Source organism: Schinkia azotoformans (assembly GCF_035811335.1).
GTDB classification, from domain to species: Bacteria; Bacillota; Bacilli; order Bacillales; family Bacillaceae_J; genus Schinkia; species Schinkia azotoformans.
On record NZ_JARSMD010000057.1, the window covers coordinates 1 to 4,624 of the forward strand.

General features: G+C 33.5%; 11 protein-coding genes. All 11 read left to right on the forward strand.

Annotated elements, in window-relative coordinates:
- Positions 1-373 precede the first annotated feature (373 nt).
- The 11 genes from P9E47_RS22620 to P9E47_RS22670 all read left to right on the forward strand — a co-directional run bounded on the left by P9E47_RS22620 (position 374) and on the right by P9E47_RS22670 (position 4,489).
- Positions 374-499, forward strand: coding sequence for a hypothetical protein (locus P9E47_RS22620; protein ID WP_326165111.1), 126 nt, complete (start codon positions 374-376; stop codon positions 497-499).
- Between the two features lie 37 nt (positions 500-536).
- Complete coding sequence (locus tag P9E47_RS22625; RefSeq protein ID WP_326165113.1) at positions 537-827, forward strand: hypothetical protein; 291 nt, start codon at positions 537-539, stop codon at positions 825-827.
- 145 nt (positions 828-972) lie between these two features.
- Positions 973-1,119 (forward strand): hypothetical protein, encoded by a 147-nt coding sequence (locus P9E47_RS22630; protein WP_326165115.1) that lies wholly within the window; start codon positions 973-975, stop codon positions 1,117-1,119.
- A 4-nt stretch (positions 1,120-1,123) separates the two neighbouring features.
- A complete protein-coding gene (locus tag P9E47_RS22635; RefSeq protein ID WP_326165116.1) occupies positions 1,124-1,423 on the forward strand; it encodes a hypothetical protein in 300 nt (99 codons plus the stop codon).
- A gap of 21 nt (positions 1,424-1,444) precedes the next feature.
- Positions 1,445-1,657 carry a hypothetical protein gene (locus P9E47_RS22640; RefSeq protein ID WP_326165118.1) on the forward strand — a complete coding sequence of 71 codons (213 nt, stop codon included), beginning with the start codon at positions 1,445-1,447 and terminating at the stop codon, positions 1,655-1,657.
- Between the two features lie 34 nt (positions 1,658-1,691).
- Positions 1,692-2,144 carry a hypothetical protein gene (locus P9E47_RS22645; protein WP_326165121.1) on the forward strand — a complete coding sequence of 151 codons (453 nt, stop codon included), beginning with the start codon at positions 1,692-1,694 and terminating at the stop codon, positions 2,142-2,144.
- Positions 2,141-2,332, forward strand: a complete 192-nt coding sequence (locus tag P9E47_RS22650) for a hypothetical protein (protein ID WP_145585397.1) — start codon at positions 2,141-2,143, stop codon at positions 2,330-2,332. Before P9E47_RS22645 ends, P9E47_RS22650 begins: the two co-directional genes overlap by 4 nt.
- Complete coding sequence (locus P9E47_RS22655; protein WP_326165126.1) at positions 2,298-2,519, forward strand: hypothetical protein; 222 nt, start codon at positions 2,298-2,300, stop codon at positions 2,517-2,519. The genes P9E47_RS22650 and P9E47_RS22655 overlap by 35 nt, the downstream gene beginning before the upstream one ends.
- Positions 2,519-2,755: a hypothetical protein gene (locus tag P9E47_RS22660; RefSeq protein ID WP_145585396.1), complete on the forward strand. Its 237-nt coding sequence runs from the start codon at positions 2,519-2,521 to the stop codon at positions 2,753-2,755. The genes P9E47_RS22655 and P9E47_RS22660 overlap by 1 nt, the downstream gene beginning before the upstream one ends.
- 209 nt (positions 2,756-2,964) lie before the next feature.
- Complete coding sequence (locus tag P9E47_RS22665; RefSeq protein ID WP_172859715.1) at positions 2,965-3,672, forward strand: class I SAM-dependent methyltransferase; 708 nt, start codon at positions 2,965-2,967, stop codon at positions 3,670-3,672.
- 148 nt (positions 3,673-3,820) lie between these two features.
- Positions 3,821-4,489, forward strand: coding sequence for a hypothetical protein (locus tag P9E47_RS22670; protein WP_326165130.1), 669 nt, complete (start codon positions 3,821-3,823; stop codon positions 4,487-4,489).
- The last annotated feature ends 135 nt before the right edge of the window (positions 4,490-4,624 follow it).

Genomic DNA, 4,624 nt, shown 5'->3' on the forward strand with positions numbered 1-4,624 from the left:
TTGTTTTTTATTTATGAACAACGTAGAGTGTAAAGGAAGAGCAAGTAGTAAAGGAATAAATAAAAGACAAGGACATGATTAGCATATGTGGAATGTTGCAAGAATATTAGGAAATGGGTAGATGCTACAAGAGGAATTTGAAATAATAGTGATACCATTTTTAGATGGTTCTTATAAATTCGATTGATATCGAATAGAACTGAGGTTATCATTAGCTTATAAGGAACGATAACTACTGAATCGAGGAAACAAAATGAAGACTTTAGGTATTTCCTATATAAGTTCATATTGCATAAATTAACGCTCAGTCGCTAAGACTGGGCGTTTTTAATTGTGTTTGTTTCCAAACTCCATTTGAAAGGGGGCGTAATATATGCAAATACAGGGGGAAAAGTTAAAGGAATTTTTATTAAACATGCTTGTAGAAACAATTGGTGACGTGCTAATGATATTTATTTCCATTGTTATCGGATATTACGTAAAAATTCAATTCATATGATTCCGTTCAGGGTTATTAAGAAAGTAGTGGTGATTCAATGGAGGAAAATCAAAGATATGTGATAAATAGTGGAGAGTTTGATGGTTTTAAGTGCTTTTTACGGATACTTCAAAAAGAAGTTAGAGGTTCGACCATTTGGCGGAAAAAGGTATCTTCCTTGGCGTTAGTTACTGCGAATGAAATCGGAAAACTGGAATCATTTAAAACCAAGGAAAATGCTGTTCAGACTGTTAAGGATTTGTTCCCAACGATGAATGATACAGAACTTATTCAAGACATCGGAGAGATGCTTAATACGATTTATCAGCATATGGATTTCAAGTTATAGAAGGGAATGGTGCGTGTAATGAAATAGTTTTATAGGAAATCCAGAGTTTACACTAAAATTCCTAATTTTCCTCCAGTTAAACTGGTGAATAAACTTACCGAATTATATGTAATTGTTATCGAAACTGTTTATGGAGGTGCTTTTGTTGGCATTAAAACGTCTTTCAGAAAAAAGGAATATTACTAATCCGAATTATGGTATTAAGTGTACTGTACCGATGATAGAGTATTTAGTCCCTATAATTGAAATGAACAAAAAAGCACTTCGGATTCTTGCAAAAAGAGGAATCTAAATCAATGATGTATTCCTTAAAAACTAAACAAATGAAGGTGATATTAATGAGCGAAAAACTTGCTGTTTCCATTGTTAGAGAAATCATCCGAGATATATATGGTAGATGGGGTTTAGAACAAGCATTTAGAGGAACTGAACCAAGAATACAAGTGGAGATTTATGAAAAGTGGATACATGTTGTATCCGTAGAACTAAAAAAGGCAGGAGTAATAGATAAAGTGTATGAACCCTTGAATGTCGATGAAATGGATTTTGTAGATGTTATAAACAGGTCTATGTATTATCTAACGGATGATGAATAAAGGGAAAAGGAGGAATAAAGAATGAGTAAGGGAATAGTGCAAGAAAAGGATATAGATATAACCGAATTGGTAGAGGCTTTTTCACTTGATGATGAAATAGAACTGGACAATGACATTCGTGAATGGTTGCAGACTCCGCCAGTTCAATTAAAGGATTTCGGATATGAGCCTGATAGCGAAGGAGAGTATTTTGCAATCCTTAATGAAATATCAGAATATCTGATGGAGAGGTGATGATATTTCATTAATAAAGGGGAGAGAAGGCTTTGTGGAACAAGATTGGAAGGAAAAGTTTAGGGCTGAAATTCTTGAGGATTTGAAAAAGGAGGCAAAGCAAGAGATAGCAGAGGAAATGGCAAGAATCTTTGTTCAGCTTGAAGAGGATAAATATAATGATGAATGGATTTTTGAAAAGTATGGAGTACCTATCTACAAAGTTGAACGATTCAGAGAAGACCATAAAAAGTGGGAGTTTGCCAGAAAATTAGAGATAACAGCCGAACCACAGCTAATGGAGGAGGATTTAGTTTCTCAGTGTCTACCAAAAGATATGTATTTAAAAAAGGGGAGACTGGATGGGGCAGAAAATATGCTAATACTTGGTTTACACGCTGTAGGATTGAAACGATTCTTAGAACTCATTTCCGATGATACCAAAGAAACCTTGCGAACGATGTTAAATGAACAAGAATTAGATTTTAAAGGGGAGAATGAAGAGTGAGTTCATATCAGATGTTAGAGAATTTACATGTTATCTCCAATAATAAAGAAAGGGGAGATTTTAACTTCTGGGCGGAGGAGATATATAGTCATATAGATTTTTCTGATGCCTGTTTAGATGTCCATTTGCTTCTAAGAGCAGGATTTTGTAAGTATGTTGAGAGTGATGAAGAAAAGAATGAAAAATGAGCAGGAAATACCAAAAGAATATTGCCCGTATTGTGGTAAGAATTTAATAAGAGTTCTCACTGAACAAGAACAAAAGAAATACAAACTACGTTATGTAAGTGAAAAAATTGGCATTTCCAATTGGGATTCTGTGTTTGCTTGGAAGTGTCCATATTGTTCCAAAACGTGGAGAAGGAGTGTTGACTGATGTTAATTCCCAAAAAAGAAGCTCAGCCGATTAATTTTAAGATGTATGAGGAATATACGCCAATGGGAAACAGGTTAGAGACGGTGGAGGGAAAATTTCTTCCTTTTGGCAATGACTTAGAGAAGATGCTTGTGCTGTGCTTATATAATATGGGTTTACAGGAGTTTATCAGTATTCTTCCACAGGAATCAAAAGAAGAATTATTACACTTGCTTCAGCAGAATTTGAAAGAATGATTTAATTTGCACAATTTTCATACAGTTACTTTCTGTTTGTTTAGAAGTTTGGTAAAATATGATAGCGGAGTTTTGGGTTTTCGTGCATCGAAAGGACATTTTTTTAGAACGATGACCCTTTTTGCTTTACAGAACAACCACCTCCTTTGCTTTTGCGGAGTTGTAAGGTGGTTGTTTTTTATTATATTCATATATAGAGGTGAGATTAGTTGAGTAGAGTTGAGCAGAGTACAAAGTTAGATTTAGAAAGAATTGTTTTTATTGGGCGAACGTTTGAAGAGTATTTGAATATGTTTTCACTTTCAGTAAAAGACCTGAAGGGAAAGAAAATACTTGATTGTCCAGCAGGAGCATGTTCTTTTACAGCGTTGGGAAACAAATCAGGATTAGATATAACCGCATGTGATATTGCTTATTACCATTCGGTAGATGACCTTGAAAATAAAGGTCTGCAAGATATTGACCATGCAATGGCACAAATGGAGAGGGCAAAAAATAATTATGTTTGGGGTTATTTCAAAGATATAGAAGGTCTTAGAAAACATCGTTTGAGTGCCTTAAAAGATTGTGCAACTGACATGAGAAAATCGAGTGAGCGATATGTTCCTGTTACTTTACCTTCTTTACCATTTAAAGATGGAGAATTTGATGTTCTTCTTTCAGCACACTTTTTATTTATGTATGCCGACCGTTTAGATTACCAATTTCATGTATCCACATTAAATGAATTACTGAGGGTTACTAAAGAAGAAATTCGTATATTTCCATTAGTTGATTTAGAAGGGAAACGATATGAACATTTAGATAAATTAATTCATAATCTCGCTGTTAATGGATATAGAATTGAAGAAGTAAAAGTTCCATATGAATTCCAGGCAAATGCTAATTCAATGTTGAAAATTAGAAAAAGTAAATAAAGCAAGTTTAGATAGGGCAATGTTAAGCGTTGTCCTTTTTCTATTAAATAGACTCAGACTTTCTCAATACCAAAAAATAATAACATAAAATAGTAGTATGTTATTTAAATTTTAATCTATTGATTTAATACAAAGAAAGGTGGATATGATGAAAAAACAATATTTTAATCTCAACCAGTTCTTTGAGGGCTATGTACGGAATTACCGAAGAATGAATTTGTCTCAATTACATAATCGCTCCATGTTCACGAAAAGGGAAATTGATTATTTTGCGAATCTGGGAGAGATGCTGGGATTTGATGCTTTTGTCGAAGATTCTAAGTTTGATAAATTAAAGGGGCGTTCCAGACCAATGGATTTGTCTTGGTGGAAGTGGGATGCAAGATTTGATATTGAAAATTTTTTATATCTTGCTCTTCATTTAGAAAGAGAAAACGTCTGGAATAAAGATGTCGAAACAATTGAAAAGCTATTTTCACAAACAAAAGAGGGATATATTCCACACAATGTTATCGGCATACAATTTATTGAGTCGGCTGAAAGGATAGATTATCTTAACGAGTTGATTCTTCAAAAAAATAAGGTTCACCAGTCAAATGCTTTAATGATATACCGTTATTATGATGCCGAGCATGATTTAGAGCGAGTTTGTGCGTATAGTTTTACTCCAAAAGGATTAAACGAGATAAGAACAGCAATCTGTAAACAGGATGAATCAGGGTGTTGGTATATGTGTTTTGATGAAGATTATGCTCCCTTTCAATATAATAAAGGAATCACTGATTCAATTAAATATAGAAAGTGTTTGAGAAAATGAAAGTTTAGATAGTACAAGCAACCGTTATCTCAGAATAGATTAATAAAATGTACACATAGTTATTGGAAGAAGTAAATAGGGATGTGATAAAAGTGCTTTCTCTTGAAGAATATATTGTTTTCAATCAATGTCTAT

What these genes read in the sequence shown, in the direction of transcription:
- P9E47_RS22620 (WP_326165111.1), top strand. Translation starts at nt 374, where the DNA reads ATGCAAATACAGGGGGAAAAGTTAAAGGAATTTTTATTAAACATGCTT.
- P9E47_RS22625 (WP_326165113.1), top strand. Translation starts at nt 537, where the DNA reads ATGGAGGAAAATCAAAGATATGTGATAAATAGTGGAGAGTTTGATGGT.
- P9E47_RS22635 (WP_326165116.1), top strand. Translation starts at nt 1,124, where the DNA reads ATGATGTATTCCTTAAAAACTAAACAAATGAAGGTGATATTAATGAGC.
- P9E47_RS22640 (WP_326165118.1), top strand. Translation starts at nt 1,445, where the DNA reads ATGAGTAAGGGAATAGTGCAAGAAAAGGATATAGATATAACCGAATTG.
- P9E47_RS22655 (WP_326165126.1), top strand. Translation starts at nt 2,298, where the DNA reads ATGTTGAGAGTGATGAAGAAAAGAATGAAAAATGAGCAGGAAATACCA.
- P9E47_RS22660 (WP_145585396.1), top strand. Translation starts at nt 2,519, where the DNA reads ATGTTAATTCCCAAAAAAGAAGCTCAGCCGATTAATTTTAAGATGTAT.
- P9E47_RS22670 (WP_326165130.1), top strand. Translation starts at nt 3,821, where the DNA reads ATGAAAAAACAATATTTTAATCTCAACCAGTTCTTTGAGGGCTATGTA.